Below are 26,928 nucleotides of genomic sequence, written 5' to 3'. Positions count from 1 at the left end.
GGTAAAGCGCAAGGATCGCCCTGGATCTTTATGCGATCTTTTAGGCGTCTGCTCACCTTTACCTATTAATTTTTTCAATATGCGCGCGAAAGCGTACAGGAGTTCCCCAGGATCGATTACACTTATCCTTTCCTGGAAAGTCCTGTGGATAAATCGGGAAGAATCTGTGAGAAACAGAAGATCTCTTGCTCAGTTTAGGCTATGATCCGCGGTCCTGATCGTTTCAAACGATCCTGGTCAGGCATGAACACGAAATCTTTCAGACTGCGTGAAGTCGCGATCGTTTGAAAGATCCGTGAAAACCGCAGACAGCGGTTCGTGCGTCACCCTTCATGCAGGGTCTTATCGACGTGCGCCAACAATCATTAATGTATCAGCCTTTGTCATTTATCGACTTTTGTTCGAGTGGAGTCCGCCGTGTCACTTTCGCTTTGGCAGCAGTGTCTTGCCCGATTGCAGGATGAGTTACCAGCCACAGAATTCAGTATGTGGATACGCCCGTTGCAGGCGGAACTGAGCGATAACACGCTGGCTTTGTATGCGCCAAACCGTTTTGTGCTCGATTGGGTAAGAGATAAGTACCTCAACAATATCAATGGATTACTCAACACATTCTGCGGCGCGGATGCCCCACAACTGCGTTTTGAAGTGGGAACAAAGCCCGTTACGCAAACGCTAAAAACGCCTGTGCATAACGTTGTCGCGCCTGCGCAGACAACGACGGCGCAGCCGCAGCGCGTAGCGCCTGCGGCCCGTTCGGGCTGGGATAACGTACCAGCGCCGGCGGAGCCGACCTACCGCTCCAACGTCAATGTTAAGCATACATTTGATAACTTCGTCGAAGGTAAATCCAACCAACTGGCGCGCGCGGCGGCACGTCAGGTGGCGGATAATCCTGGCGGCGCTTATAACCCGTTATTCCTCTATGGCGGCACTGGTCTGGGTAAAACTCACCTGCTGCACGCGGTGGGTAACGGCATTATGGCGCGCAAACCCAACGCGAAAGTCGTGTATATGCACTCCGAGCGCTTTGTGCAGGACATGGTAAAAGCCCTGCAAAATAACGCCATCGAAGAGTTTAAACGCTACTACCGCTCCGTTGACGCATTGCTGATCGACGATATTCAATTCTTCGCCAATAAAGAACGATCCCAGGAAGAGTTTTTCCACACCTTTAACGCTCTGCTGGAAGGCAATCAGCAGATCATTTTGACGTCGGATCGCTATCCGAAAGAGATCAACGGCGTTGAGGATCGTCTCAAGTCCCGCTTTGGTTGGGGGCTAACAGTGGCGATCGAACCACCAGAGCTGGAAACCCGCGTGGCGATCCTGATGAAAAAAGCGGACGAAAATGATATTCGTCTGCCAGGCGAAGTAGCGTTCTTTATCGCCAAGCGTCTACGCTCTAACGTACGTGAACTGGAAGGCGCGCTGAACCGGGTGATCGCCAATGCCAACTTTACCGGCCGGGCGATTACTATCGACTTTGTGCGCGAAGCGCTGCGCGATTTACTGGCGTTGCAGGAAAAACTGGTCACCATCGACAATATTCAGAAGACGGTGGCCGAGTATTACAAAATCAAAATTGCGGATCTGCTTTCTAAGCGTCGATCTCGCTCGGTAGCACGTCCGCGCCAGATGGCTATGGCGCTGGCAAAAGAGCTCACCAACCACAGTCTGCCGGAAATCGGCGATGCGTTTGGCGGGCGCGACCACACTACCGTACTTCATGCCTGTCGTAAAATTGAGCAACTGCGTGAAGAAAGCCACGATATCAAAGAAGATTTTTCGAATTTAATCAGAACATTGTCGTCGTGATCCTATGAAATTTACCGTTGAACGTGAACATTTATTAAAACCGCTTCAGCAGGTCAGCGGCCCGCTGGGCGGTCGTCCTACGCTGCCGATTCTCGGTAACCTGCTCCTCCAGGTAGCGGACGGTACGCTTTCTCTGACCGGCACCGATCTTGAAATGGAGATGGTCGCGCGCGTTACGCTTTCTCAGCCGCATGAGCCGGGTGCTACTACCGTGCCGGCGCGGAAATTCTTTGATATCTGCCGCGGCCTGCCGGAGGGCGCGGAGATTGCCGTTCAGTTGGAAGGCGATCGGATGCTGGTGCGTTCTGGCCGTAGCCGCTTCTCGCTGTCTACGCTGCCTGCCGCCGATTTCCCGAATCTTGACGACTGGCAAAGCGAAGTTGAATTTACGCTGCCGCAGGCCACGATGAAGCGCCTGATTGAATCGACCCAGTTTTCGATGGCCCATCAGGATGTGCGCTACTACTTAAACGGTATGCTGTTTGAAACGGAAGGTAGCGAACTGCGCACTGTCGCGACCGACGGCCACCGCCTGGCGGTGTGCTCAATGCCGCTGGAAGCGTCTTTACCCAGCCACTCGGTGATTGTGCCGCGTAAAGGCGTGATTGAACTGATGCGTATGCTCGACGGCGGTGAAAACCCGCTGCGCGTGCAGATCGGCAGTAATAATATCCGCGCGCACGTTGGCGACTTTATCTTCACCTCGAAGCTGGTGGATGGTCGCTTCCCGGATTACCGTCGCGTTCTGCCGAAGAATCCGGATAAACATCTGGAAGCGGGCTGCGATATCCTCAAGCAGGCGTTTGCCCGCGCGGCAATCCTCTCGAATGAGAAATTCCGCGGCGTGCGTCTGTACGTCAGTGAGAATCAGCTCAAAATCACCGCCAATAACCCGGAACAGGAAGAAGCGGAAGAGATTCTGGACGTGAGCTACGGCGGGACGGAGATGGAAATCGGCTTTAACGTCAGTTACGTGCTGGACGTGCTCAATGCGCTGAAGTGCGAAACCGTGCGCATTATGCTGACGGATTCCGTATCCAGCGTACAGATTGAGGATGCGGCGTCACAGAGTGCTGCCTACGTTGTTATGCCAATGAGGCTGTAGAATCTGAAAAGGGGCTGGTTTACTTGCCATTTCGCCTCCCGGCAGTGCTCGAAATGCTCACGTACTTCGTGTACGCTCCGCTTTCTGCGCGCTGGCGGTAGACGAACTGGCTGCGACACACACGCCCCTGGACGAATGTACTAATATATGTCACTGACGCGCCTTTTAATCAAAGACTTCCGCAACATAGAAAATGCGGATCTCGCTTTATCCCCCGGCTTTAACTTCCTGGTTGGCGCCAACGGCAGCGGCAAAACCAGCGTGCTGGAAGCTATCTATACGCTTGGCCACGGTCGGGCGTTTCGCAGTTTGCAGCCTGGCCGCGTGATTCGTCATGAGCAGGAAGCGTTTGTTCTTCACGGGCGATTACAGGGCGAAGAGCGTGAGACGTCGATTGGCTTAACCAAAGATAAGCAGGGCGACAGCAAGGTCCGTATCGACGGTACCGACGGTCACAAGATCGCGGAGCTGGCGCATTTAATGCCGATGCAGTTGATTACGCCGGAGGGGTTTACTTTACTCAACGGCGGCCCCAAATACAGAAGAGCGTTCCTTGACTGGGGATGCTTTCACAACGAAGCCGGATTCTTCACCGCCTGGAGCAACCTGAAACGATTGCTGAAACAGCGTAATGCCGCGCTGCGCCAGGTGAGTCGTTATGAGCAATTGCGCCCGTGGGATAAAGAGCTGATTCCGCTGGCGGAACAAATTAGTACCTGGCGGGCGGAGTACAGTAGCGCTATCGCACAGGACATGGCGGATACCTGTCAGCAGTTTTTACCTGAATTTTCCCTGACGTTCTCTTTCCAGCGCGGCTGGGAGAAAGAGACAGACTATGCGGACGTGCTGGAGCGAAGCTTTGAGCGTGACCGTATGTTGACCTACACCGCGCACGGGCCGCATAAAGCGGACTTTCGCATTCGCGCCGACGGCGCGCCGGTGGAAGATACCCTGTCGCGCGGGCAGCTAAAGTTATTGATGTGCGCCTTACGTCTGGCGCAGGGCGAGTTCCTCACCCGCGAAAGCGGGCGGCGCTGCCTGTACCTGATAGATGATTTTGCCTCTGAACTTGACGATGCGCGTCGCGGACTGCTGGCCAGCCGCTTAAAAGCCACGCAATCGCAGGTCTTTGTCAGCGCAATTAGCGCTGAACACGTTATAGACATGTCGGATGAAAATTCGAAGATGTTTACCGTGGAAAAGGGTAAAATAACGGATTAACCCAAGATTAAATGAGCGAGAAACGTTGATGTCGAATTCTTATGACTCCTCCAGTATCAAAGTCCTGAAAGGGCTGGATGCGGTGCGTAAGCGCCCGGGTATGTATATCGGCGACACGGATGACGGCACCGGTCTGCACCACATGGTATTCGAGGTGGTAGATAACGCTATCGACGAAGCGCTCGCAGGTCACTGTAAAGATATCGTCGTGACTATTCACGCCGATAACTCCGTGTCCGTAACGGATGATGGCCGTGGCATTCCGACCGGGATTCACCCGGAAGAAGGCGTCTCGGCGGCGGAAGTGATCATGACCGTTCTGCACGCGGGCGGTAAATTTGACGATAACTCCTATAAAGTCTCCGGCGGTCTGCACGGCGTGGGCGTCTCGGTAGTCAACGCTCTGTCGCAAAAACTGGAACTGGTTATCCAGCGAGATGGCAAAATTCACCGTCAGATCTACGAGCACGGCGTGCCGCAGGCACCCCTGGCCGTCACTGGCGATACCGATAAAACCGGCACGATGGTACGTTTCTGGCCGAGCCACGAAACCTTCACCAACGTCACTGAATTTGAATATGAGATCCTGGCGAAACGCCTGCGTGAACTGTCATTCCTGAACTCAGGCGTCTCCATCCGCCTGCGCGACAAGCGCGATGGCAAAGAAGATCATTTCCACTACGAAGGCGGCATCAAGGCGTTTGTTGAATATCTGAACAAGAATAAAACGCCGATCCACCCGAATATCTTCTATTTCTCCACCGAAAAAGACGGTATCGGCGTGGAAGTAGCGCTGCAGTGGAACGATGGTTTCCAGGAAAACATCTACTGCTTTACCAACAACATTCCGCAGCGCGACGGCGGTACTCACCTTGCAGGCTTCCGTGCGGCGATGACCCGTACGCTGAACGCCTACATGGACAAAGAAGGCTACAGCAAAAAAGCCAAAGTCAGCGCCACCGGCGACGATGCCCGTGAAGGTCTGATTGCGGTGGTTTCCGTAAAAGTGCCGGACCCGAAATTCTCCTCACAGACCAAAGATAAGCTGGTCTCTTCCGAGGTGAAATCGGCGGTAGAACAGCAGATGAACGAACTGCTGAGCGAATACCTGCTGGAAAACCCATCTGACGCGAAAATTGTCGTCGGCAAAATTATCGACGCCGCGCGTGCGCGTGAAGCGGCGCGTCGCGCCCGTGAAATGACCCGTCGTAAAGGCGCGCTGGATTTAGCGGGCCTGCCGGGCAAACTGGCGGACTGCCAGGAACGCGACCCGGCGCTGTCCGAACTGTACCTGGTGGAAGGGGACTCCGCGGGCGGCTCTGCGAAGCAGGGGCGTAACCGCAAGAACCAGGCGATTCTGCCGCTGAAAGGTAAAATCCTCAACGTCGAGAAAGCGCGCTTCGACAAGATGCTCTCCTCTCAGGAAGTGGCGACGCTGATCACCGCGCTGGGCTGCGGTATCGGTCGCGACGAGTACAACCCGGACAAGCTGCGCTATCACAGCATCATCATCATGACCGATGCGGACGTCGACGGCTCGCACATCCGTACGCTGCTGTTGACCTTCTTCTATCGTCAGATGCCGGAAATCGTCGAGCGCGGCCACGTCTACATTGCGCAGCCGCCGCTGTACAAAGTCAAGAAAGGCAAGCAGGAACAGTACATTAAAGACGACGAAGCGATGGATCAGTACCAGATTTCCATCGCGCTTGACGGTGCGACTCTGCACGCGAACGCTCATGCGCCGGCGCTATCCGGCGAAGCGTTAGAAAAACTGGTCTCTGAATATAACGCCACGCAGAAAATGATTGGTCGTATGGAGCGTCGCTTCCCGAAAGCGCTGCTCAAAGAGCTGGTGTATCAGCCAACTCTGACCGAAGCCGATCTTTCTGATGAGCAGACTGTAACGCGCTGGGTGAATGCGCTGATTACCGAGCTGAACGAGAAAGAGCAGCACGGCAGTCAGTGGAAGTTCGATGTTCATACTAATACGGAACAGAATCTGTTCGAGCCGATCGTTCGCGTGCGTACGCATGGAGTGGATACCGATTATCCGTTGGATCACGAGTTTGTGACCGGCGCGGAATATCGTCGTATCTGCACGCTGGGCGAGAAGCTGCGCGGTCTGATTGAAGAGGACGCGTTTATCGAACGCGGCGAGCGTCGCCAGCCGGTAACCAGCTTCGAGCAGGCGCTGGAGTGGCTGGTGAAAGAATCACGTCGCGGTCTGGCTATCCAGCGTTATAAAGGTCTGGGTGAAATGAACCCGGATCAGCTGTGGGAAACCACCATGGACCCGGAAAGCCGCCGTATGCTGCGCGTGACCGTCAAAGATGCGATTGCTGCCGACCAGCTGTTCACCACGCTGATGGGTGATGCCGTTGAGCCGCGTCGTGCCTTTATCGAAGAGAACGCCCTGAAAGCGGCGAACATCGATATTTAACCTGCCTTAATCCCCGGCCTACCGCTGGTTGGCCGGGGCATCATGATGTTCTCCGACATAGCTGAATAAAAAATCTCTAAAGCGCTGAGTGGCGGGCGTTTGTGTGCGCCACGCATGGTAATACACGTTCATATTGCGCCGCAGCGGAGGCGTGAGCGAACAGGTCGTTAATTGGTAGCTTTTGGCGTAATGGCGGGAAAAGGTTCCGGCGATCACCACGCCTTCACACTGCGCCGCCAGCGACATGGCGGTCGCCATATGTTCCACCGTCATTTTGGGCTTAATGCGCACGCCAGCGGTCGCGGAGATCATCGGAATGGATTCGTTGCCAACGGCGATCAGCTCTTCGCTCTGAATCTCTTCCCAGCGCACCGTTTTTTTATGCAGCCGATAGTCCGGATGGCAGTACAGGGCGATTTCCGTTGTGAACAGCGTTTGTTTGTCGATTTCCGGCTCCAGCGGCCGCTCCGGGCCGATACCAAAATCGGCTTCTCCCAACATAATGCTTTTTTGTAATTGCGACATGGGCTTATCAATAAGCTGTACGTGGGTATGCGGATGCTGCCGCTTAAAGGCATGGATGATTTGCGGCAGAAAAGCACAGGCGATCAGCGGCGCGCCGACCACCCGCACCAGGGATTTTTTGATCTCTTTCAGGTCGCGGGCATAATTTTCGGCCCGTTGAAACTCTTCAACAACCCGCATGGCGGCGGGTAAAAACTTTTCGCCGTCGGGCGATAGCTTCACCACGCGCGAAGTGCGGTCGAAAAGGGAAACCTCCATCTGGCTTTCCATTTCGTTGATTAAACCGCTAACAGCTCCCTGCGTGATGCACAGATATTTGCTGGCGGCGGTAAAACTACGCAAATCCGCGACGGCCAGAAACGCGCGAAATTGCCGGATAGTTAAATTCATTTGCCACCTGTGTTACCCCTTTACTGAGAGGATTTTATCTCAGGCTGGATAAGGTCGCGTTGATACGACTCGCAAATACAGGGTGTCTGCCTGCGGCGCAGGCAGACTGTTGGCTTATTTTACGGTAATGGTCGGCGACTTTTTCATGGTTTCTTCGGTCAGCTCCTGGCCGATGCCGGGAAGCTCCGGAACGTCGTACATGCCGTTTTTCGGCAGGTAGTTGTATTTACAGGTCTGTGTATTCGGTTCCAGCAGCGCATACCGGTGCAGTTCGTGGATGACGAAGTTAGGGATCGCGGTTTCCATATGCAGCGCCACCGCTGTGGAAATCGGCCCGCCGCAAACATGGATTTGCACCGTTTTGTCGTAAACGTGCGCCATATCGCAGATTTTCTTCACTTCGGTGATGCCGCCGCAGGTGCAGATATCGGGCTGAATAACGCTCAGGCTGCCGTTTTCCAGGAAAGGACGGTATCCCCAGCGCCAGTAAATACGTTCGCCAGCCGCCAGTGGAATATTGACCTTATCGGCAACCTGCTTCATCTGTGCGGGATTTAACGGCATGACCGGCTCTTCGTAGTAGAAGATGCCCAGTTCTTCGATCATGCGGCCAAACTGAATCGCCGAGGTGGTATCCGTAAAGGCATGCATTTCGGCGATGATATCCACATCCGGGCCGACTGCATCGCGAATGGCGGCCATACGGTCGTAGCCCAGACGCAGGATTTTATCGGTGAGAGGCCCGTTGAGGTTTTGCTGGTTCCAGTTGCCGTGGCGATCCATTGCGACGGTATCCACTTTTATTGCGTCATAGCCTTCGCTGACGGCGGTCAGTGCCGCCTGTGCATACTGCTCCGGCTCGGTCAGCATATCTTTATCGCTGCCGTCCCCCCAACCAAACTGTAGCTGACTGGCGTAGGTTCTTATTTTCTCGCGGCTTTTGCCGCCAAGCATTTTATACAGCGGCACGCCCCACGCTTTGCCTTTGATATCCCACAGCGCGATATCGATGCCGCTCATCGCCGCGGAAAAGATGCCGCCGCCGCCCTGCCCCCAGAAGGTTTTTTTGAGCATCTTTTCCCAGATAGCTTCGTTATTCATCGGGTCCATGCCGATGATAATGGCGGCTAAATCTTTTGCCATGCCGATGCCTGCGGAGGCACCGACGCCGTAGGCCAACCCGACTTCGCCAAAACCGGAAATGCCCTCATCGGTATTAATTTTTACCACCACCGGACGCCATTTGCTGGTGGCGGACGCAAAATCGTTCGCCACATCAATAATATCAACGCTGGTAATTTTCATCATTTACTCCTCGTAATTAATATTTTTTAATCGTTAAGATTAATGCCGATACCACGGCGATAGCGCTGATAAAAACCAGGCATAGTAAGCCGCCGGTATAAGTTCCAGTGATAGAAATAAATAAGCCGATAAATACAGGAGATAATGAAGAGAGTCCGTTGGCGACGCCGTTCATTACGCCGCTGGCGGCGGATATGGATTTTCCTGGTATCATTCCCTGTAATAACGTCCAGGCAACGGGCGTACCCATCGTACAGAAAGCCACAGCAAAGGAGAGGAGTACTGCTGACATATATTTATGTTCGGTTATGGTGCCGAAATAGATACTGACGCCAGCGAAAAACATTAATACCATTAATATGGGGGCGCTGCGTCCTATTTTATCGACGAAGACGCCTGCGGCCGCTTTGGCAAATATCGACAGGACAAAGGGAAGCGACGCCAGCCAGCCCATTTCCGCCCAACTGAAACCTCTGGCTGATTTTAGATAGGTCGGTAGCCAGGTAATCATTCCCCAATATAAACATTGCAGACACAGATACCACAGCACCAGCAGCCAATAGCTGTAGTTGGTAATCACCGGTTTGACCCGCAACATAAAACTTTCGCTGTTGCCTGCGCTTTCCGTTTCCTGTCCAGCTTTGATATAAGCCAGTTCTTGTTCGCTGATACTTTTATGTTGTTCTGGTTTATCAGCAACATATCGCCAAAGTAGCCAAAGAGGGATTAACCCAAGAGCGGCGCATAAAAAGAAGTTGGAGCGCCAGCCGTGGGTGCCTATCCACCAGGTGAAAAAAGGCATCGCAATGGCGGGTGCCACCGACTGGCCGACGATCCACGCCGCGTTTGCTCTGCCGCGCTCCTGCTTCGGGAACCAGTTTTTAATAAATACGCTTTGCAGTGGATAATAAAATCCCTCTCCGATGCCCAGTAATATACGGCAAATAATAATTAGAGCGAATGATGTAGCGACTCCGCCAATCATTAAAGCGATAGTCCAGATCAGAATACAAAGCATCATTGCTTTTCTGGGGCCGAGATAATCACCAAGCGGTGATAATACAACGTTAGCGATACCATAAGCGGCCAGAAAGACGGTCATCATCATGCCGATTTGCAATGGCATACCTTCAATACCCATATAGGCTAAGAAGGGTTCATTCGCGGCTAATACCGAAACATTAACGCGATCGAGATAAGCAATAAATATTCCAATAAACAGACAGGCAACGATTAAAAATCTTTTCCTGGTTGGGGGGGCGGTAAGGGCCATCGACATTAGCGATCTCCTTCTCATCGGATAAGGTTATTTTAAAATATAAGTTTTTGTTGATTTTTACTGATTAAGAACCAATCCCATTAGGCTCTAAGTGATGATGTCCAAAGTAGCAATACACATTCTTTTAGAAAAACGGTATTTTCTGTTTGATTAATGAGGTTATCTAATACATCAGGAGGGAGAATACGGCCTGAAAAGGGGAATCCCGTTTGTGAATCTTATCCCCCTTTCTCTCGGATTCTTTGCTGTTTTTTGAGCGGAATCGCGTTAGCATGAGTCAGGACTCATTTAATGCGGGGATTTCATGGCTATCAAACTTATTGCTATCGACATGGATGGCACCCTTCTGCTGCCCGATCACACCATTTCTCCGGCGGTTAAAAACGCGATTGCCGCTGCGCGTGAAAAAGGGGTAAACGTGGTGCTGACCACAGGCCGTCCGTATGCGGGTGTGCACAGTTACCTGAAAGAACTTCACATGGAACAGCCCGGCGATTATTGCATTACCTATAACGGGGCGCTGGTGCAGAAAGCAGGGGACGGCAGTACGGTTGCGCAAACGGCGCTCAGCTATGATGACTACCGTTACCTGGAAAAACTGTCCCGTGAGGTGGGTTCTCACTTCCACGCATTAGACCGAAATACGCTTTATACCGCTAACCGCGATATCAGCTACTACACGGTGCATGAGTCGTATGTAGCGACCATTCCGCTGGTATTTTGTGAAGCGGAGAAGATGGACCCGAACACCCAGTTCCTGAAAGTTATGATGATCGATGAGCCTGCCGTTCTCGACCGGGCGATTGCGCGTATACCGGCAGAGGTGAAGGAAAAGTACACCGTGCTGAAAAGCGCGCCGTACTTCCTTGAAATCCTCGATAAACGGGTTAATAAAGGCACCGGCGTAAAATCACTGGCCGAGGCGCTGGGTATTAAGCCAGAGGAGGTGATGGCGATTGGCGATCAGGAAAACGACATTGCGATGATCGAATACGCCGGTATGGGCGTGGCAATGGACAACGCCATTCCGTCGGTCAAAGAGGTGGCTAACTTTGTGACTAAATCGAACCTTGAAGATGGTGTTGCCTGGGCGATTGAAAAATTTGTGCTGAACCCCGATCACTCATCCGGCCATTTCCCCGCCCGATAAGGCATAGTCGCCATCGGGCAAATACTCGCTTAACGACCCGCACTTGCTGCGGGTTTTTTTATGTCTTTCGTTTACGTCTTATAACGTTCCCATAACCAATTGTCGTTTTTGTGATCTAAATTGTAGTACAACATAATTGTGTTGTACTACATTAATGGCATGATAACGACGGTTGATATCACGCTAGTACTACAAAATTGCGGCGTAATTCAGCTATCGCGGTAAAGTAAGAGAGTTCACATCGAGCACAAGGACTCTCTATGACTCTCAATAAAACCGATCGCATCGTTATCACGCTGGGCAAACAGATTGTCAGCGGTAAATACGTACCCGGTTCGGCGCTGCCAGCGGAAGCGGATCTGTGCGAGGAGTTTGAAACGTCGCGCAACATCATTCGCGAAGTGTTTCGCTCGCTTATGGCGAAGCGGCTAATTGAAATGAAGCGTTATCGCGGCGCGTTTATCGCACCGCGTAACCAGTGGAATTATCTCGATACCGACGTGCTGCAATGGGTGCTGGAAAACGACTACGACCCGAGGCTTATCAGCGCGATGAGCGAAATACGAAACCTGGTGGAGCCAGCAATAGCACGCTGGGCGGCGGAACGGGCAACATCAAGCGATCTGGCTGAAATTGAGTCGGCGCTAAACGACATGATTGCCAACAACCAGGACCGGGAAGCGTTTAACGAGGCGGATATTCGCTATCACGAAGCAGTGTTGCAGTCGGTGCATAACCCGGTGCTGCAACAGTTAAATGTAGCGATCAGCTCGCTACAGCGAGCGGTATTTGAACGGACCTGGATGGGCGATGCGGCCAACATGCCGAAAACGCTCCAGGAACATAAGGCGCTATTCGATGCGATACGGCATCAGGATGGCGATGCGGCAGAGCAGGCGGCATTAACCATGATCGCCAGCTCGACACGAAGGTTAAAGGAAATCACATGACAGCTCGCTACATCGCAATTGACTGGGGATCGACCAATCTGCGCGCCTGGCTTTACCAGGGCGACAAATGCCTGGAGAGCAGGCAATCAGAAGCAGGCGTTACACGCCTGAACGGTAAATCTCCTGACGCGGTGTTAGCAGAAGTCACAACACACTGGCGCGACAGCGCCACCCCCGTGGTAATGGCGGGCATGATCGGCAGTAACGTAGGCTGGCAAAATGCGCCTTATCTGCCGGTTCCCGCCCTGTTCTCCGCTATTGGCGAACAGTTAACCGCCGTTGGCGACAACATCTGGATCATCCCCGGATTGTGTGTCTCACGCGAGGATAACCACAACGTGATGCGCGGCGAAGAGACGCAACTGCTTGGCGCCCGCGAACTTTCTCCTTCTTCTGTCTATGTCATGCCCGGCACGCATTGCAAATGGGTACAGACTGATACGCAACAAATTCATGATTTTCGTACTGTGATGACAGGCGAACTCCATCACTTGTTGCTGCGTCACTCGCTGGTCGGGGCTGGTTTGCCGGAACAGGAAGCTTCTGGCGACGCCTATGCCGCGGGGCTGGAGCGCGGTCTTAATTCTCCTGCCGTCCTGCCTTCTCTTTTTGAGGTTCGTGCCTCGCACGTGTTGGGACATCTTGCGCGTGAGCAGGTCAGCGACTTCCTCTCCGGCCTGTTGATTGGCGCGGAAGTCGCCAGCATGAGCGAATCCTTCGCGGCGCAACAGGCTATCACTCTCGTCGCTGGATCCGCGCTGATCTTACGTTACCAACAGGCGTTTCGTGCTATTGGGCGTGATGTTTCAACCGTGGATGGCGATATGGCATTTCAGGCTGGAATAAGGAGCATCGCTCATGCAGTGGCAAACTAATCTCCCTCTCATCGCTATCTTACGCGGTATTACGCCCGATGATGCCCTGGCGCACGTTGGCGCGGTGGTGGATGCGGGATTTGACGCTATAGAAATTCCGCTTAACTCCCCACAGTGGGAAAAAAGCATTTCTTCCGTGGTGAAGGCGTATGGCGGCAGGGCGCTTATTGGCGCTGGTACCGTACTGAAACCGGAACAGGTAGACCAGCTTGCCGGGATGGGCTGCAAGCTGATCGTCACGCCGAATATCCAACCGGAGGTGATCCGCCGGGCAGTGAGCTATGGCATGACCGTGTGTCCGGGCTGCGCCACGGCAACGGAAGCCTTTGCTGCGCTGGATGCAGGCGCACAGGCGTTAAAAATTTTCCCATCATCGGCGTTTGGTCCGGGCTACATCAGCGCGCTGAAAGCGGTACTTCCGCCGGATGTTCCGCTATTTGCCGTCGGCGGCGTGACGCCGGAAAACCTGGCGCAATGGATTAAAGCCGGCTGTGTGGGCGCGGGACTGGGTAGCGATCTCTATCGCGCCGGGCAATCCGTTGAACGCACCGCGCAGCAGGCTGCGGCATTTGTTAATGCGTATCGAGAGGCAGTGAAATGAAAATAACTCACATCACCACGTACCGTTTACCTCCACGTTGGATGTTCCTGAAAATCGAAACGGATGAAGGCGTGGTTGGCTGGGGAGAGCCGGTCATTGAAGGTCGGGCACGTACTGTTGAGGCGGCAGTACATGAGTTTGCCGACTACCTGATAGGGAAAGATCCGGCGCGTATCAACGACCTGTGGCAGGTAATGTACCGGGCCGGTTTTTATCGCGGCGGCCCGATTATGATGAGCGCCATCGCCGGTATTGACCAGGCATTGTGGGATATCAAAGGCAAGGTGTTGAATGCGCCGGTCTGGCAGCTCATGGGCGGCCTGGTGCGCGACAAAATCAAGGCCTATAGCTGGGTGGGCGGCGATCGTCCGGCAGACGTCATTGACGGTATTGAAAAATTGCGTGGTATTGGTTTTGACACCTTCAAGCTGAACGGCTGTGAAGAGATGGGCGTGATTGATAACTCCCGTGCGGTGGATGCGGCGGTCAATACCGTGGCGCAAATCCGCGAAGCTTTTGGCAGTGAAATTGAGTTTGGGCTCGATTTCCACGGTCGCGTTAGCGCGCCGATGGCGAAGGTGCTGATTAAAGAACTGGAACCCTATCGTCCGCTGTTTATTGAAGAGCCGGTGCTGGCGGAACAGGCGGAATATTATCCGCGCCTGGCGGCGCAAACGCATATTCCGATTGCTGCAGGCGAGCGTATGTTCTCGCGTTTTGAATTTAAACGCGTGCTGGACGCGGGTGGGCTGGCGATTCTACAGCCGGATTTATCCCACGCGGGCGGCATTACCGAATGCTATAAAATCGCCGGAATGGCGGAAGCATATGATGTGGCGCTGGCGCCGCATTGCCCGCTGGGTCCAATCGCCCTGGCTGCCTGCCTGCATATCGATTTTGTTTCGCGCAACGCGGTATTCCAGGAACAGAGTATGGGCATTCACTATAACAAGGGCGCGGAGCTGCTCGACTTTGTGAAAAATAAAGAAGACTTCAGCATGGACGGCGGCTTCTTTAAACCCTTAACCAAACCGGGTCTTGGCGTAGACATTGACGAGGCCAGGGTGATTGAACTTAGCAAAAGCGCGCCGGACTGGCGTAATCCGTTGTGGCGGCACGCTGACGGATCGGTAGCCGAGTGGTGATCGCCACGCTGTAGGCTCAACAAACGTCGCCCTCCGGGCAACCCAATTTAAATATAAAAACACACCCTCTGTAATTTACAGGGCATGGTGAGCGGCCTCGCTATGCCCAGAATCTGGAGACAGATGACGATGGATATTTCAGTTACAGCAGCACAGCCGGGGCGTCGCCGCTATCTGACGCTGGTGATGATCTTTATTACCGTGGTGATTTGCTACGTCGATCGCGCCAACCTTGCCGTGGCTTCCATGCATATTCAAAAAGAATTCGGCATTACCAAAGCGGAAATGGGCTATGTCTTCTCCGCTTTTGCCTGGCTCTATACGTTATGCCAGATCCCTGGCGGCTGGTTTCTCGACCGTATTGGGTCCCGGCTGACCTATTTTATCGCTATCTTCGGCTGGTCAGTCGCGACGCTATTGCAGGGGTTTGCGACGGGACTATTGTCGCTTATCGGCCTGCGCGCTATTACCGGGATTTTCGAGGCACCAGCCTTTCCGGCAAATAACCGGATGGTCACTAGCTGGTTTCCGGAGCATGAGCGCGCATCCGCAGTCGGGTTCTACACCTCCGGACAGTTCGTCGGACTGGCATTCCTTACGCCGCTGCTGATCTGGATTCAGGAAATGCTGAGCTGGCACTGGGTCTTTATCGTCACCGGCGGTATCGGGATTATCTGGTCATTGGTCTGGTTTAAGGTTTATCAACCGCCGCGTTTGACGAAAAGCCTTAGCCAGGCGGAGCTGGAGTATATTCGCGATGGCGGCGGTCTGGTGGATGGCGATGCGCCAGCGAAAAAAGAGGCCCGCCAGCCGTTGACGAAAGCCGACTGGAAACTGGTGTTCCATCGTAAGCTGGTGGGCGTCTACCTCGGTCAGTTCGCCGTAAACTCTACGCTATGGTTCTTTCTGACCTGGTTCCCTAATTATCTGACCCAGGAAAAAGGCATTACCGCGCTAAAAGCGGGCTTTATGACGACCGTACCGTTCCTGGCTGCCTTTTTTGGCGTACTGCTCTCCGGCTGGCTGGCGGATAAACTGGTGAAAAAAGGCTTCTCGCTGGGCGTGGCGCGCAAAACGCCGATTATTTGCGGTTTGCTCATCTCCACGTGCATTATGGGCGCTAACTACACTAACGATCCGTTGTGGATTATGGCATTGATGGCGATAGCTTTCTTCGGCAATGGATTTGCGTCCATTACCTGGTCGTTAATCTCTTCCCTTGCGCCGATGCGGTTGATTGGCCTTACCGGCGGTATGTTTAACTTTATCGGTGGGTTGGGCGGGATTAGCGTACCGTTAGTGATTGGTTATCTGGCGCAAAGCTACGGTTTTGCTCCGGCGCTGGTCTATATCTCCGTTGTGGCCCTGCTGGGTGCGCTGTCTTACATCCTGTTAGTGGGCGATGTGAAACGCGTCGGATAAGTTGGCCGTGGCGAGCCGGAAGCTATTATGGCGAAGGATGACCGGCTATCCATGCGTCGAGCGCCGTCACTCCCTGCGTCACGATAGTTTTAATATCTATATCGCTAAGCGGTTGCAATTCCAGCTCCCGACAGGCTTCGGTTGCCTGCGTCATCCCCAGGCTGGCGCAGCCGCTTTTTAATTTATGCGCCAGCCGCTTAATGTTAACGTCGTCATTCATGGCGCGCGCCGCCTCGATCTCCTCGACTAAAGGCAGCGCGCTGTCTTTGAATAACGCGACCCATTGCCGGAGTTTTTCCGGGCCGACAGACGCCATATCGCTGGCAAGCTGATGTTCATTCAGCATCGCCCGCGCGTTGTGAGATTTGCCCTGTAAATAGTGCGCTATCATACGGTAAAGCTCCTCGCGGGGAACGGGCTTTTGAATAATCCCGCAGAAAAGACCGGCGGTACGCTGACGAAGATTATCGTCTATCACATGCGCGCTAAAACCAATGCGTTTCATGGCGGGATACTGACTCATCAACTGCTGCGCCAGGGTTAAGCCGTCATAATCCGGTAAATCAAAATCCACCAGCGCCACATCAAAGGACTCGCCTTCGGCTAAACAGCGTAGCGCGTCATTCGCGCTTTCAGCTACTGAGACCTTCACCCCTTTGCCCGTGAGCATTTCAGCGGTAATACGCTGCGTCAGCATATTATCTTCAATCAGCAACAGGCGTAATCCGTTAAGATTTACCGGTTCCCTGAACGCATTTTTGCTTGCGGGTTTGGGGTGGCGAACCGGCAGTTGTAAACGAAAACAACTGCCAACATGAAGCGTACTGGTGACGGTTAGCGTCCCGCCCATCGCCTCTGCCAGGCTGGCACTGATAGCCAGCCCCAGGCCCGTCCCGCCCCGGCGTCCTGTCGCCTGCACAAACGGTTTGAAAATAGCCGTCAGCTTCGCTTCAGGGATACCGCATCCGGTATCTTCAACCTCAATAAACCAGCTCTGATCGTCGCAAAACGTGCGCAGCACTATGCTGCCGCGATCGGTAAATTTCGCCGCATTACTTAAAAGATTAATCACAATTTGACGTATCCGGCGCGGATCGCCTTGTAGCGTTGAGGGGAGTTGCTCGCTAAAGTCGGTGATGAGCGCCACCTGAACGCGGCTGTGCATTAAATGCAGCGCGCTATTCAACAATTGTCGCGGTTCAAACGGTTCCTCGCTAATGGAAACGTTGGTGCCGCCTACTTCAATCGCCGAGTAATCAAGAATATCGTTAAGAATCGCCAGTAGCGATTCGCCTGAATCATTAATGGCCTGTAAATCGTCGCGGTAGTTTGCCATGAGCGGTTTATCGGCCAGCAATTGTACCGTACCGAGAATGCCGTAAAGCGGCGTGCGAATTTCATGGCTCATGGCGGCAAGGAACGTCGATTTCGCCTCGTTGGCCTTTTCCGCTTCGGCGCGCGCCTGCCGGTGTTCCAGCACCAGCGCATGAAGCTCCGCCGTTTGCGAACGCACCTGTTCCGCCAAATCCTCACGATGGCGGTTCAATTTGCGCACGTTGGCGCGAAACGCTTCCATCAGACGGCTGATGGTATCCAGTTCGCTGACGCCAGCCGCCTCCGGAAACGGCGAGTCAATATCGCCCTCCAGTAGCCGCTGTAAGGCCTGCGTTTGTTGCGCCAGCGGGCGGGATACGGAGCGGTAAACCACTCGCCAAAGAATAAAACTTAATGAGCACAGCGCCAGGATGCCTAAGATCACTAACCCTATTTGCCCACGCTGACTGGCGTGTGTAAGACGCGCTAACCCAGCCTCGTTTCGTTTTTCGATGGCGTTCACCAACTGCGACACTTCCGTACTGAAGCGGGTAAACTGAAAGAGGTTATTGGCCATGAGCGTTTGAAGCTGGTCGCGGATGGCGTTTTCCTTACGAAACAGGGTAACCAGTGTGGTGTACTGGTTTATTTTCTCCAGCGCGTCGGCGATTTGGGCGCGAACGGTAGGATCTTCTATACGCTGCTGGCGGCGGGATAAAATTTTAACCAACTGATTAAGTTTTTCATCGGTGTCCTCGGCATCGCTCAGCCCTTGCGCGTCTTTTAAGGTCACAATGAGCTGCTTAAACCGCAGGGCATTGACCCGCAACTCATTCATCTGATTCACATACTCAAGGTCGATATCAATCAGTCGGTCAAGCGCGCGTTCAGCCTGATCCCCTTTACCGCTTTCGATAAGATCGTAAATACCGGCCTGGGTGGCGCCCGCAGATGTCGCTGCATTATTGGCCTGACCGTGAGCCTGGGCGGCAATGCTTTCCGCCGCCTCCGCAATCTGGCGGCTTAACTGCTGTTGCTGTGCGCGCAGCGTGAGAATTTCACCGACCAGCGTTCCCTGTTGCCCAAGCGTTTGCGCAATCTCTTTTTCTTGCCGGGCGATGGCCGAGGTATTAAACCCCTGCTCGCTTAATGCCTGCAAAAGATGGTTAATTTTAAGGCTTTGCGCTTTCAGCATCTTCCCCTGCGCCAGCCAAACGCCCTCACTGTCGGCATTGGTCAGATTTTGCGCGGAGAAGAGCTCGTAAGCGCTGGCTTCGCTTAACTGCCTGGCCATATTCATCGTGGGGAGCAGCGCTTGCGTATTGGTTTGCTCCACCTGACTAATGACGCGCAGGCTTATCCAGCCGATCACGGTGCTGAGCAGGGTGAGTGCCGCCATCAGGGCGAAGGCCAGCCATAATCTGCGGGTCAGTGAAGGCGTTGACATTTATGCGCCGCGGGTGAAATGGGTTGAGTTGCCGCCGGAAAAACCATTAGGATAAAACCTTGTTGCTGGTGGGGCTATCATGCGCGCGCTTATTTCGTTCTTTTTTTTGATAATCATCGTCTCGAATGTAGAAACGGCGTCAGCCGAAACCGGGCTGTTACACTGGACGCGCGCCGATCGGGCGATTCCCTGGCGGCAAACGTCAGTCAATGCGAGTAAACCCTGGAAACTGTGCGCATTATACCCCAGCCTGAAAGATTCTTACTGGTTGTCCGTCAACTACGGGATGCAAAAAGCGGCCAAATTGTATGGCGTTGATTTAAAAGTGCTGGAAGCGAATGGCTATCGGCAACTGGCGACGCAACAACAGCAAATGATGCAATGCCGGGAGTGGGGCGCCGACGCTATTCTGCTTGGCAGCAGTACCGATCGTTTCCCGGAACTGGAACGGTATGCCGGTAATGTGCCGGTTATTGAACTGGTGAACATGATTCACGATGCCAGCGTCGCAACCCGCGTTGGTCTGCCGTGGTTTCAGATGGGGTATCTGCCGGGACGTTTCCTGGTGCAGTGGAACAAAGGAAAAGCGCTTAACGTTTTACTCTTCCCGGGGCCGGAAGAAGCTGGCGGCAGTCGGGAGATGGCGGCGGGTTTTCGTCAGGCAATTAAAGGCAGCGCCATCAACATTGTGGATATCGCCTGGGGCGATAACGACATTGAAGTGCAGCGAAACTTACTCCAGGAAATGCTGGAGCGCCATCCGGACGCCAATGTGGTCGCCGGGTCGGCGATAGCGGCGGAGGCGGCGATGGGCGAAGGGCGAAATTTGACGACTCCGCTCACGATCGTCTCATTTTATCTGACGCATCAGGTTTATCGCGGTTTAAAACGCGGCCATATCCTGATGGCGCTCAGCGATCAGATGGCCTGGCAGGGAGAATTAGCGATAACGCAGTCGATTAAGGTCTTACAGGGGCAACCGGTGCCTGAAAATATCAGCCCGCCGGTGCTTATTTTGACGCATAACAACGCCGACAGCGCGCGCGTTCGTCGTTCGCTATCGCCTCCGGGATTTCGGCCCGTCTATTTGTATCAATACACCTCCGAGGCTAAAAAGTAGCCTTCGCCATGCTGTGTGACCAGCAGCTCCGGCGTAATTTTATGGCGTAAGCGGCGAACCAGGACATCAATCGTGCGGAGATCCGGAGTCTCTACGCGGCGGGCGGAAAGCATTCGCAGCAGACGTTCGCGATGCAGCACTTTGCCTGGGTTGGTCACAAAGGCCAGCAGCAGCTCGTACTCCGCGCGCGTAAGCTTAATGGCTTCACCGTTGTGCTCCAGCGTGTGATTCATCACGTTCAGGCAGTAGCCGGAAAACATATAGCAGTTTTCACTGGCATTTTGCGGCGTGGGGCGGGCCAGATCGATACGCCACAAAAGATTTTTTACCCGCACTACCAGCTCGCGCAGTTCCAGCGGCTTGGTGACGTAGTCGTCCGCGCCCATCTCCAGTCCGACGATGCGGTCGATTTGGTCGCAACGCCCCGTCACCAGAATAATGCCCACCGTGGAGCGTTCTCGTAGCGCCCTGGTCAGCATCAACCCGTTTTCATCGGGGAGGTTGATATCCAGCAGGATCAGCGAAACGTGCTCATGCTCCATGATGTCACGCAGGCCCGCGCCGCTGTCGGTCACCGAAACGCGATACCCCTCCTGCTCAAAATAGGCCTGTAATCTGGCCTGAGTAACAGGTTCATCCTCAACAATAACAATGTGATGTGACATCCTGCGCGCGGTCTCTTTCTGTTCATATCTGTTCATATATTGCCGTATCCCGTTCATCCTGACCAGTGACGCTGTTCATATTTGCGGAATAAGATCTGCGCATTAAACCATATAATTACAGGGGCTATTATGCGAAAACTCTGGAGAGCGCTACTCAGGCCAAGCGCCCGTTGGTCGATACTGGCGCTGGTCATTGTCGGGATTGTGATCGGCGTTGCGCTGATCGTGTTACCTCACGTCGGTATCAAACTGACCAGTACGACAGAGTTTTGCGTCAGCTGCCATAGTATGCAGCCGGTGTATCAGGAATATAAACAGTCCGTACATTTCCAGAACGCTTCCGGCGTACGCGCGGAATGCCACGATTGCCATATCCCCCCTGATATTCCAGGCATGGTGAAACGTAAGCTGGAAGCCAGCAACGATCTTTACCAGACATTTATCGCCCACTCGATTGATACCCCGGAAAAATTTGAAGCCAAACGCGCCGAGCTTGCCGAGCGTGAATGGGCGCGCATGAAAGAGAATAACTCCGCGACCTGTCGTTCCTGCCATAACTACGATGCGATGGATCACGCGAAACAGAACCCGGAAGCGGCGCGGCAAATGAAAATCGCCGCGAAAGAAAATCAGTCCTGCATCGACTGTCATAAAGGGATTGCCCACCAGCTACCGGATATGAGCAGCGGATTCCGCAAACAGTTTGATGAACTGCGCGCCAGCGCCAGTACGCATAATGACGGCGATACGCTCTATTCGCTGGATATCAAGCCGATTTACGCCGCTAAAGGCGATAAAGAACCGGCAGGTTCGCTGTTACCTGCTTCTGAAGTGAAAGTCCTTAAACGGGACGGTGACTGGCTGCAAGTGCAAATCGAAGGCTGGACGGAGACGGACGGTCGCCAGCGCGTGCTGACGCAGTTGCCCGGTAAACGTATTTTTGTCGCCTCGATTCGCGGCGATGTGCAACAGCATGTGAAAACGCTGGAAGAGACCACCGTCGCGGCGACCAATACTCAGTGGAGCAAATTACAGGCAACCGCGTGGATGCAAAAAGGCGACATGGTAAATGACATTAAACCGATTTGGGCCTATGCCGACTCCCTCTATAACGGCACCTGTAATCAGTGTCACGGCGCGCCGGACAAAGCGCACTTTGACGCTAACGGCTGGATCGGCACGCTCAACGGCATGATCGGTTTCACCAGTCTGGATAAGCGTGAAGAACGTACCTTGTTGAAATATCTCCAGATGAATGCGTCTGATACCACCAACACGCCGCACAGCGATAAGGGAGAAAACAATGAAAAATAAGGACTCGTTACACGTCTCTCGTCGACGTTTTCTGGCGCAGCTTGGCGGTTTGACGGTGGCAGGAATGCTGGGGCCGTCACTGCTGACGCCCCGTAGCGCCCGCGCAGCGGATGCCGTTGCGCCAGGCGCCGCGACGAAAGAGGGTATCCTGACCGGTTCTCACTGGGGGGCGATTCGCGCCACGGTGGTTGACGGTCGATTTGTGGCGGCAAAACCGTTTGAACAGGATAAATACCCGTCCAAAATGATCGCCGGTCTGCCCGATCACGTCCACAACGCGGCGCGTATTCGTTATCCGATGGTGCGCGTCGACTGGATGCGTAAAGGTCATCAAAGCGACACCTCGCAGCGCGGCGATAATCGTTTTGTGCGCGTCTCCTGGGATGAAGCGCTGGATCTGTTCTATCAGGAACTGGAGCGGGTGCAAAAAACCTACGGGCCGAGCGCGTTACTGACGGCGAGCGGCTGGCAATCTACCGGCATGTTCCATAACGCCTCCGGGATGCTGGCGCGCGCGATTGCGCTACATGGCAATAGCGTTAGCACGGGAGGGGACTATTCGACCGGCGCGGCGCAGGTGATTCTGCCGCGCGTGGTGGGTTCAATGGAAGTGTACGAGCAGCAAACGTCATGGCCTCTGGTTTTACAGAACAGTAAAACGATTGTGCTATGGGGTTCTGATATGGTGAAAAACCAGCAGGCAAACTGGTGGTGCCCGGATCACGATGTCTATCAGTACTATGAACAATTAAAAGAGAAAGTTGCCAGCGGCGCTATCTCGGTCATCAGCATCGACCCGGTCGTCACCTCCACGCACGATTATCTGGGGCGCGATAAGGTCAAACATATCGCTATTAACCCGCAGACGGATGTCCCGTTACAACTGGCGCTGGCGCATACCCTGTACAGCGAGAAACTGTACGATAAAAATTTCCTCGATAACTATTGCGTCGGTTTTGACCAGTTCCTCCCCTATTTGCTGGGCGAGAAAGATGGACAGCCCAAAGATGCCGCCTGGGCGGAAAAACTGTGCGGTATTGATGCCGACACCATCCGCGCGTTGGCGCGGCAGATGGCGGGCGACAGAACGCAAATCATCGCTGGCTGGTGTGTGCAACGTATGCAGCATGGCGAACAGTGGTCATGGATGGTCGTCGTGCTGGCGGCAATGCTGGGACAGATTGGTTTACCGGGCGGCGGCTTTGGTTTTGGCTGGCACTACAACGGCGCCGGGACGCCTGGCCGTAAAGGGATCATTTTAAGCGGCTTTTCCGGTTCGACGACCGTTCCGCCAGTACACGACAGCACGGATTACAAAGGCTACAGCAGCACCATTCCTATTGCGCGTTTTATGGATGCCATCCTTGAACCGGGCAAGGTCATTAACTGGAACGGCAAATCGGTTAAATTACCGCCGCTGAAGATGTGCGTGTTCGCCGGGACCAACCCGTTCCACCGACACCAACAAATTAACCGCATAATTGAAGGCTGGCGCAAGCTGGAAACGGTCATCGCTATTGATAACCAGTGGACGTCGACCTGCCGCTTTGCGGATATCGTTTTGCCGGCTACCACCCAATTTGAGCGTAACGACCTTGATCAGTTCGGCAATCACTCTAACCGCGGTATTATCGCCATGAAACAGGTGGTATCGCCGCAGTTTGAAGCGCGTAACGACTTTGATATTTTCCGCGATCTCTGCCGACGCTTTAACCGTGAAGCGGCATTTACGGAAGGCCTTGATGAAATGGGCTGGCTGAAACGCATCTGGCAGGAAGGGAGCCAGCAGGGAAAAGGTCGCGGTATCCACTTACCGACTTTCGAGGTGTTCTGGAATCAACAGGAGTACATCGAGTTTGATCATCCGCAGATGTTTGTGCGCCATCAGGCTTTCCGTGAAGATCCGGACCTGGAGCCGTTGGGCACGCCAAGCGGTTTGATCGAGATTTACTCCAAAACGATCGCCGACATGCAATACGACGATTGTCAGGGCCATCCCATGTGGTTCGAAAAAATCGAACGCTCGCATGGCGGGCCGGGATCGCAGCGCTGGCCGTTGCACTTACAATCCGTCCACCCTGATTTCCGTCTGCATTCCCAACTGTGCGAGTCGGAAACGCTGCGTCAGCAATATGCCGTTGGCGGCAAGGAGCCGGTCTTTATTAACCCACAGGATGCCAGCGCGCGCGGGATCCGCAACGGTGACATCGTGCGGGTATTCAATGCACGCGGGCAGGTACTGGCGGGGGCGGTAGTTTCCGATCGCTATGCGCCGGGCGTGGCGCGAATTCATGAAGGCGCCTGGTACGATCCTGATAAAGGCGGCGATCTCAACGCGTTATGTAAGTACGGCAACCCTAACGTATTAACGCTGGATATCGGTACATCGCAGCTCGCGCAGGCGACCAGCGCGCATACGACGCTGGTGGAAATTGAAAAATATACCGGCCCTATGGATAACGTCACGGCGTTTAACGGTCCGGTCGAGATGGTCGCGCAGTGTGAATATGTACCCGCATCGCAGGGGAATCCGCATGATTAAGCAGCCAGCGCTTGCTCAGGAACAGTACGCCTGCGTATATGCATGGCTGGCGTTACTCTTTTTCCGGGAAGTGGATGATGAAGGGTTAATACAATTACAGTCCGCGGAGATCGCGGACTGGCTGGCGCTGTTAAAGCGTCAGCCTGCGCTGGCGGCGTCGGTGGCGTTACTCGAACAAAAAATTGCCGCGCTTAGCCTGCGCCAGGATGCGCAGCTGGAGCTGGCCGCAGATTTTTGCGGATTGTTCCTGATGACGGATAAAAAATCGGCCTTGCCCTACGCCTCGCAATACCCACAGCAGGAACCCGGCATGATTAAACATTTATTGCTTGAAGCCGGGATGGAGGTCAACGACGATTTTAAAGAGCCGACCGACCACCTGGCGATTTATCTGGAATTACTCAGCCATTTACATTTTTCATTGGGTGAATCGTTCCAACAACGGAGAATGAATAAATTACGCCAGAAAACATTGTCGTCATTACTGGAATGGCTTCCGGAATTTACAAATAATTGCCTTAAGCATGATCCCTATGGTTTTTATGCTGCGTTAAGTCAATTATTGTTGGCTATCGTTCGTTTTGATGACGGAAAAGAGGATTTATCCATTGTTGCGGTTGAATAAACCCTGTGACGGGCATCGCAAAATAAATCTTACGATAGTCGGGGGTTATCATATCTATAGGTTTAGCCAATTGTAATTATTGATACCAATCAATATCCACTATGGGTTTGTATTTAGTATTGACGGGCCTCATGAGTAAAAAAATAAAATTTAATTAATCATGCCGCAATACCCCATAAGGATAGTGATATGAAAAAAATTACCCTCTATGCGACAACGGTTATCACCGTTGGGCTGTTATGTTATTTAGGTTTGTCCGGGTATGTATGGTATTACGACAAACAGCGCAGTAAAAAAAGCGATGTGCAGGCCTCGGTTGTGGGTGAAAATAATAAAATACTGGGTTATTTCAGGGAGAAAGGATGTGATTATTGTCATACGCCTTCCGCTGAATTGCCTTTTTATTCCTCTTTTCCGGTGGCAAAGCAGCTAATGGATTACGATATCCAGCTCGGTTACAAGTCGTTTAACCTGGAGGCGGTACGGGCCGCCCTGATTGCGGATACGCCGGTGCCGCAAAGCGAACTGAATAAAATTGAATGGGTTATGCAACATCAGACTATGCCGCCAACCCGCTATGTCGCGCTGCACTGGGCGGGGGGCGTCAGCGATAAAGAGCGTACTGACATCCTGAACTGGATAGCCGATCAGCGTGAGCGCAACTATGCCAGCGCCGATACCGACCCCGCGCACCGGAATGAACCCGTTCAGCCTATTCCGCGCAATATTCCCGTCGATGCGAAAAAAGTCGACTTAGGTTTCCGTCTTTATCATGATGAACGTTTATCCGGCGACAGCACAATATCCTGTGCGCATTGTCACGCGTTAAATGCGGGCGGTGTCGATGGCAGAAAAACCTCAATTGGCGTTGGCGGCGCGGTAGGGCCGATAAATGCGCCAACGGTATTCAACTCCGTATTTAATATCGAACAATTTTGGGATGGCCGTGCTGCAACCCTGCAGGAGCAAGCAGGCGGACCGCCGTTAAATCCTATTGAAATGGCTTCTAAATCCTGGGATGAAATTATTAGTAAGCTTGATAAAGATCCTGTCCTGAAAAAAGATTTCCAGGCGGTTTATCCGCAAGGATTTACCGGGGAAAATATTACTGATGCGATCGCCGAATTCGAAAAAACGTTGATAACGCCGGATTCCGCCTTTGATAAATGGCTACGTGGAGATGAAAATGCGCTGACCGCGCAACAGAAACACGGTTATCAATTATTTAAAGAGAATAAATGTGCAACCTGTCACGGCGGTATCATTTTAGGCGGGCGCTCTTTTGAACCATTGGGATTAAAGCGAGACTTTAATTTTGGCGAAATTACCGCAGCGGATATTGGTCGTATGAACGTCACCAAAGAGGTTCGCGATAAATTACGGCAAAAAGTCCCGGGCTTACGCAACGTCGCGTTAACGGCACCTTATTTCCATCGGGGCGACGTACCGACGCTGGATGGCGCGGTAAAACTGATGCTGCGTTACCAGGTTGGCACCGATCTGCCGCAAAACGATATTGACGATATCGTCGCCTTCCTGGAAAGCCTGACCGGTGTTTATACGCCATATCAACCTGAATATGCGCAATGACAATGATGCTTGAAGCCAGAGATCTGTACTGCGAGCGGGACGAGAGGACGCTGTTTCGCGGGCTGTCGTTCACCGTGGAGGC

At 53.4% G+C, this 26,928-nt stretch carries 20 protein-coding genes and 1 pseudogene; 16 read left to right on the top strand and 5 right to left on the bottom strand.

From position 1 onward, the window contains the following. The first annotated feature begins 417 nt into the window (after positions 1 to 417). The 4 genes from dnaA (at position 418) to gyrB (ending at position 6,587) form a co-directional block, all read left to right on the top strand. Positions 418 to 1,818, top strand: coding sequence for a chromosomal replication initiator protein DnaA (dnaA, locus tag ACLJTG_RS21950; RefSeq protein WP_000059093.1), 1,401 nt, complete (start codon positions 418 to 420; stop codon positions 1,816 to 1,818). A gap of 4 nt (positions 1,819 to 1,822) precedes the next feature. Continuing rightward, positions 1,823 to 2,923 (top strand): DNA polymerase III subunit beta, encoded by a 1,101-nt coding sequence (gene dnaN / locus ACLJTG_RS21945; RefSeq protein ID WP_000673478.1) that lies wholly within the window; start codon positions 1,823 to 1,825, stop codon positions 2,921 to 2,923. Between the two features lie 147 nt (positions 2,924 to 3,070). Further along, entirely contained in the window at positions 3,071 to 4,144 is a 1,074-nt protein-coding gene (gene recF, locus ACLJTG_RS21940) for a DNA replication/repair protein RecF (RefSeq protein WP_000060081.1), read from the top strand. Positions 4,145 to 4,172: 28 nt separating this feature from the next. Further along, the gene (gene gyrB / locus ACLJTG_RS21935) at positions 4,173 to 6,587 is read left to right on the top strand and encodes a DNA topoisomerase (ATP-hydrolyzing) subunit B (RefSeq protein ID WP_000072047.1); all 2,415 of its coding nucleotides are present in this window, start codon (positions 4,173 to 4,175) and stop codon (positions 6,585 to 6,587) included. 18 nt (positions 6,588 to 6,605) lie between these two features. Here the strand turns inward: gyrB and ACLJTG_RS21930 are convergent, their stop codons facing one another. The 3 genes from ACLJTG_RS21930 to ACLJTG_RS21920 all read right to left on the bottom strand — a co-directional run bounded on the left by ACLJTG_RS21930 (position 6,606) and on the right by ACLJTG_RS21920 (position 10,086). Then, on the bottom strand, positions 6,606 to 7,502 hold the full coding sequence (locus tag ACLJTG_RS21930) for a LysR family transcriptional regulator (RefSeq protein WP_410959063.1): 897 nt from the start codon (positions 7,500 to 7,502) through the stop codon (positions 6,606 to 6,608). 114 nt (positions 7,503 to 7,616) lie between these two features. After that, complete coding sequence (locus ACLJTG_RS21925) at positions 7,617 to 8,810, bottom strand: mandelate racemase/muconate lactonizing enzyme family protein (RefSeq protein ID WP_023180834.1); 1,194 nt, start codon at positions 8,808 to 8,810, stop codon at positions 7,617 to 7,619. Between the two features lie 13 nt (positions 8,811 to 8,823). Further along, positions 8,824 to 10,086, bottom strand: coding sequence for an MFS transporter (locus ACLJTG_RS21920; protein ID WP_000061257.1), 1,263 nt, complete (start codon positions 10,084 to 10,086; stop codon positions 8,824 to 8,826). A gap of 304 nt (positions 10,087 to 10,390) precedes the next feature. Here ACLJTG_RS21920 and yidA point away from each other — a divergent pair, with 304 nt between their 5' ends. The 6 genes from yidA (at position 10,391) to ACLJTG_RS21890 (ending at position 16,229) form a co-directional block, all read left to right on the top strand. Continuing rightward, positions 10,391 to 11,236 (top strand): sugar-phosphatase, encoded by an 846-nt coding sequence (gene yidA / locus ACLJTG_RS21915; protein ID WP_000985570.1) that lies wholly within the window; start codon positions 10,391 to 10,393, stop codon positions 11,234 to 11,236. A gap of 260 nt (positions 11,237 to 11,496) precedes the next feature. Next, positions 11,497 to 12,186: a D-galactonate utilization transcriptional regulator DgoR gene (gene dgoR / locus ACLJTG_RS21910; RefSeq protein WP_000174317.1), complete on the top strand. Its 690-nt coding sequence runs from the start codon at positions 11,497 to 11,499 to the stop codon at positions 12,184 to 12,186. Continuing rightward, a complete protein-coding gene (locus ACLJTG_RS21905) occupies positions 12,183 to 13,061 on the top strand; it encodes a 2-dehydro-3-deoxygalactonokinase (RefSeq protein ID WP_024792539.1) in 879 nt (292 codons plus the stop codon). The genes dgoR and ACLJTG_RS21905 overlap by 4 nt, the downstream gene beginning before the upstream one ends. Then, a complete protein-coding gene (locus ACLJTG_RS21900; protein ID WP_001198741.1) occupies positions 13,045 to 13,662 on the top strand; it encodes a 2-dehydro-3-deoxy-6-phosphogalactonate aldolase in 618 nt (205 codons plus the stop codon). Before ACLJTG_RS21905 ends, ACLJTG_RS21900 begins: the two co-directional genes overlap by 17 nt. Further along, positions 13,659 to 14,807 (top strand): galactonate dehydratase, encoded by a 1,149-nt coding sequence (gene dgoD, locus ACLJTG_RS21895; RefSeq protein ID WP_000704735.1) that lies wholly within the window; start codon positions 13,659 to 13,661, stop codon positions 14,805 to 14,807. Before ACLJTG_RS21900 ends, dgoD begins: the two co-directional genes overlap by 4 nt. An 84-nt stretch (positions 14,808 to 14,891) precedes the next feature. Continuing rightward, positions 14,892 to 16,229, top strand: coding sequence for an MFS transporter (locus tag ACLJTG_RS21890; protein ID WP_000253524.1), 1,338 nt, complete (start codon positions 14,892 to 14,894; stop codon positions 16,227 to 16,229). A 25-nt stretch (positions 16,230 to 16,254) separates the two neighbouring features. Here the strand turns inward: ACLJTG_RS21890 and torS are convergent, their stop codons facing one another. Next, positions 16,255 to 18,990, bottom strand: coding sequence for a TMAO reductase system sensor histidine kinase/response regulator TorS (gene torS / locus ACLJTG_RS21885; protein ID WP_079951199.1), 2,736 nt, complete (start codon positions 18,988 to 18,990; stop codon positions 16,255 to 16,257). Between the two features lie 79 nt (positions 18,991 to 19,069). Between torS and torT the strand changes: the two genes are divergently transcribed. Next, entirely contained in the window at positions 19,070 to 20,110 is a 1,041-nt protein-coding gene (gene torT, locus ACLJTG_RS21880) for a TMAO reductase system periplasmic protein TorT (RefSeq protein ID WP_061376808.1), read from the top strand. On the opposite strand, the gene torR is transcribed toward torT, so the two are convergent. After that, positions 20,083 to 20,775 carry a two-component system response regulator TorR gene (gene torR, locus ACLJTG_RS21875; RefSeq protein WP_001562512.1) on the bottom strand — a complete coding sequence of 231 codons (693 nt, stop codon included), beginning with the start codon at positions 20,773 to 20,775 and terminating at the stop codon, positions 20,083 to 20,085. The genes torT and torR overlap by 28 nt on opposite strands. Before the next feature lie 129 nt (positions 20,776 to 20,904). On the opposite strand from torR, the gene torC reads away from it, so the two are divergent. The 5 genes and pseudogenes from torC to ACLJTG_RS21850 all read left to right on the top strand — a co-directional run. Next, the gene (torC, locus tag ACLJTG_RS21870) at positions 20,905 to 22,089 is read left to right on the top strand and encodes a pentaheme c-type cytochrome TorC (RefSeq protein ID WP_001230255.1); all 1,185 of its coding nucleotides are present in this window, start codon (positions 20,905 to 20,907) and stop codon (positions 22,087 to 22,089) included. Then, a complete protein-coding gene (gene torA, locus ACLJTG_RS21865) occupies positions 22,079 to 24,631 on the top strand; it encodes a trimethylamine-N-oxide reductase TorA (RefSeq protein ID WP_000790673.1) in 2,553 nt (850 codons plus the stop codon). The genes torC and torA overlap by 11 nt, the downstream gene beginning before the upstream one ends. Continuing rightward, positions 24,624 to 25,256: a molecular chaperone TorD gene (gene torD, locus ACLJTG_RS21860; protein ID WP_000595422.1), complete on the top strand. Its 633-nt coding sequence runs from the start codon at positions 24,624 to 24,626 to the stop codon at positions 25,254 to 25,256. The genes torA and torD overlap by 8 nt, the downstream gene beginning before the upstream one ends. A gap of 189 nt (positions 25,257 to 25,445) precedes the next feature. Further along, positions 25,446 to 26,846 carry a cytochrome-c peroxidase gene (locus tag ACLJTG_RS21855; RefSeq protein ID WP_000724476.1) on the top strand — a complete coding sequence of 467 codons (1,401 nt, stop codon included), beginning with the start codon at positions 25,446 to 25,448 and terminating at the stop codon, positions 26,844 to 26,846. A 5-nt stretch (positions 26,847 to 26,851) separates the two neighbouring features. After that, positions 26,852 to 26,928: pseudogene (locus ACLJTG_RS21850) on the top strand (heme ABC transporter ATP-binding protein CcmA); the annotation flags it as partial.

Source organism: Salmonella sp. SAL00672 (genome assembly GCF_046552175.1).
Lineage (GTDB): Bacteria > Pseudomonadota > Gammaproteobacteria > Enterobacterales > Enterobacteriaceae > Salmonella > Salmonella enterica.
This window is presented reverse-complemented; position numbering and strand designations above follow the sequence as displayed.

Bases quoted from the DNA above. Each gene is read 5' to 3' on its own strand.
- torT (WP_061376808.1), top strand. From the start codon at position 19,070: ATGCGCGCGCTTATTTCGTTCTTTTTTTTGATAATCATCGTCTCGAAT.
- dgoR (WP_000174317.1), top strand. From the start codon at position 11,497: ATGACTCTCAATAAAACCGATCGCATCGTTATCACGCTGGGCAAACAG.
- ACLJTG_RS21890 (WP_000253524.1), top strand. From the start codon at position 14,892: ATGGTGAGCGGCCTCGCTATGCCCAGAATCTGGAGACAGATGACGATG.
- torD (WP_000595422.1), top strand. From the start codon at position 24,624: ATGATTAAGCAGCCAGCGCTTGCTCAGGAACAGTACGCCTGCGTATAT.
- torS (WP_079951199.1), bottom strand. From the start codon at position 18,990: ATGTCAACGCCTTCACTGACCCGCAGATTATGGCTGGCCTTCGCCCTG.
- ACLJTG_RS21920 (WP_000061257.1), bottom strand. From the start codon at position 10,086: ATGTCGATGGCCCTTACCGCCCCCCCAACCAGGAAAAGATTTTTAATC.
- ACLJTG_RS21855 (WP_000724476.1), top strand. From the start codon at position 25,446: ATGAAAAAAATTACCCTCTATGCGACAACGGTTATCACCGTTGGGCTG.
- torC (WP_001230255.1), top strand. From the start codon at position 20,905: ATGCGAAAACTCTGGAGAGCGCTACTCAGGCCAAGCGCCCGTTGGTCG.
- dgoD (WP_000704735.1), top strand. From the start codon at position 13,659: ATGAAAATAACTCACATCACCACGTACCGTTTACCTCCACGTTGGATG.
- ACLJTG_RS21930 (WP_410959063.1), bottom strand. From the start codon at position 7,502: ATGAATTTAACTATCCGGCAATTTCGCGCGTTTCTGGCCGTCGCGGAT.
- ACLJTG_RS21900 (WP_001198741.1), top strand. From the start codon at position 13,045: ATGCAGTGGCAAACTAATCTCCCTCTCATCGCTATCTTACGCGGTATT.
- recF (WP_000060081.1), top strand. From the start codon at position 3,071: ATGTCACTGACGCGCCTTTTAATCAAAGACTTCCGCAACATAGAAAAT.
- dnaN (WP_000673478.1), top strand. From the start codon at position 1,823: ATGAAATTTACCGTTGAACGTGAACATTTATTAAAACCGCTTCAGCAG.
- torA (WP_000790673.1), top strand. From the start codon at position 22,079: ATGAAAAATAAGGACTCGTTACACGTCTCTCGTCGACGTTTTCTGGCG.
- yidA (WP_000985570.1), top strand. From the start codon at position 10,391: ATGGCTATCAAACTTATTGCTATCGACATGGATGGCACCCTTCTGCTG.
- torR (WP_001562512.1), bottom strand. From the start codon at position 20,775: ATGTCACATCACATTGTTATTGTTGAGGATGAACCTGTTACTCAGGCC.
- ACLJTG_RS21925 (WP_023180834.1), bottom strand. From the start codon at position 8,810: ATGATGAAAATTACCAGCGTTGATATTATTGATGTGGCGAACGATTTT.
- ACLJTG_RS21905 (WP_024792539.1), top strand. From the start codon at position 12,183: ATGACAGCTCGCTACATCGCAATTGACTGGGGATCGACCAATCTGCGC.
- gyrB (WP_000072047.1), top strand. From the start codon at position 4,173: ATGTCGAATTCTTATGACTCCTCCAGTATCAAAGTCCTGAAAGGGCTG.